This window comes from Komagataeibacter sp. FXV3, assembly GCF_015155755.1.
Classification (GTDB): domain Bacteria; phylum Pseudomonadota; class Alphaproteobacteria; order Acetobacterales; family Acetobacteraceae; genus Komagataeibacter.
In genome coordinates this window covers 1-1783 of the sequence record NZ_VWPI01000073.1, presented here as the reverse complement: position 1 = coordinate 1783, position 1783 = coordinate 1, and the positions used below count along the sequence as shown (strand labels likewise).

The window sequence follows — 1783 nt, the reverse complement described above, 5'->3', positions numbered from 1 at the left end:
CTTCTGGCGCTGGGGGTGGGATGGGCAGTGCGCATGCTTGCGCTTGTCCGCATTGTCGCGGTCATGCTGTGTGGCAGGCCACGTACGCCGCGCGGCGCCGGGGCGTCCGATCCGTCGGGGCGGGAAATGGCAACGTTGCTGCTGGCGGTGCTGCCGGTGCTGTGTGCCTCCATCTGGCCGGGATACTGGCTTGGACTGGGGGCGGGACATGGTCCGGATGGCATGACGTGGCCACTGGTGGACAATGTCGCGCTGGCGTCGCCCGATGGGGCGGCGTTACTGCATCCCGCGCGGCTTTGCCTGCTGGTGGCACTGGTAGGGGGTGTGGTCGTGGTGCTGCGGCGCATGGCCTGTCCCACGCCCGCGCGTCAGGTCGCGGGCTGGCAGCAGGGTGCGCCCCCCGTGCCACCGTGGATGGTGTTCGGCGACCCGCTGACGCAGGTGGGGCCGGGTAACCCCGCGCGCATGCTGCTGGATATGGTGATGATGCCCGTGATGCGCAGGCGGTGCCTGCGTGACTACGTGCGCCTGCGGCGACAGATGGGGCGGTCATGCACGCTGCTGGTACGATACGTGGATCGCCTGCGGCCGGGTGGCGTCATGGCATCCGCGCCGGTGGTGATGGCCGTGGCGTGCATGGCGGCGCTGATATTCATCGCGTGGCATGGGTAGGGCTGCATGATGACATCGTTTTCCCTTGCCGCGCGGATGCAGGCCATCCTGCTTGCGGGCTGCCACATGGCGCTGGTCATGGTGACGGTGCCCGTATGGATCGGGCTGCTGCGCTGGATGGCCGCGATGATGGAGGGCGAACGCCGCCTGCCTGACCCGACCGCGCATTGGCGCGCCCTGCTGCATGCATGGCGGCAGGTGGGCGTGCGTTCGGCGGCTGGCGCGCAGGTAACGGCGGTTGCCCCATGGCTGGCGGTGGCTGCGGGCATGGTGGCGGTGTTGCTGGTGCCATCCTTTTCCATTGGCATGCCCGGTGGTGACCTGTCGGATGTGCTGGTTATCGGCGGATTGCTGGAAATGGCGTTCCTGGCACTGGTGGTGGCGGCCCTTGCGCCTGGTCTTGCGCGGCCGGGCCATGCGGGATTGCGGGTCGTGGCAGGTGGGATCATGATCCAGCCTGTCATGCTGCTGGCATGCGCCGTGCTGGGCATGTGCCTGCCCGATGGCACGCTGGCGGGACTGGTGCGGCAGGCGCATGTGGCGGATATGAACCTTGTACGCGCGCCGCTGGCGCTGGTTGCCGGTGCGCTGGTCGTGGCGGGGGTAGGTGAGGGCAACGGTACAACCTCGCGGCTGTTTTCAGCCATGCTGGAGGACCTTGCCGGTCCCGACCGGGCCGTGGCCGAGTACGCGCGTGACCTGCTGGCGGTGGTATGGATGATGCTGGCGCGTGACCTGATCTGGCCCGAAGGGATTGTGGAACCCGACATCCTGTCACGTTCATGGGTGCTGGTGCCCATGCTGGTGGCAGTGGCGTTGTGGGTGGTGCATATGCTGCTGGCGTGCGGGTGTGTCGCGGCGATACGGGTTTTTGTCGTGTCTGGACAGCTTTATGCGGGCTGGCGGGCGGGACTGGCGCTGTTATGTGCCGTCATGGCCGGCGTGCTGTTGTTTGCCGGACGGGGAATGGGCTGATCATGCTTGTGCTGCTGTTTGGCGTTCTGGTCATTCTTTCGCTTTCAACGTCGGGGGGACGCGGGGGCGGCCCGGTCTGGCATGGCGCGTGCATGGCTGCGTGCGTGTGCCTGTCGCGCTGGGGGCAGGGGCAGGT

The 1783-nt window shown here is 67.6% G+C and carries 1 protein-coding gene and 1 pseudogene; both read left to right on the top strand.

What is annotated here, in order from left to right; all coding sequences use genetic code 11:
- Positions 1-672, top strand: a pseudogene (locus F1542_RS07225) (hypothetical protein); the annotation flags it as partial.
- 6 nt (positions 673-678) lie between these two features.
- Entirely contained in the window at positions 679-1647 is a 969-nt protein-coding gene (locus F1542_RS07220) for a hypothetical protein (protein WP_193732447.1), read from the top strand.
- Positions 1648-1783: the final 136 nt, after the last annotated feature.

Excerpts from the sequence above, each read along its gene's own strand:
- F1542_RS07220 (WP_193732447.1), top strand. The coding sequence starts at position 679 with ATGATGACATCGTTTTCCCTTGCCGCGCGGATGCAGGCCATCCTGCTT.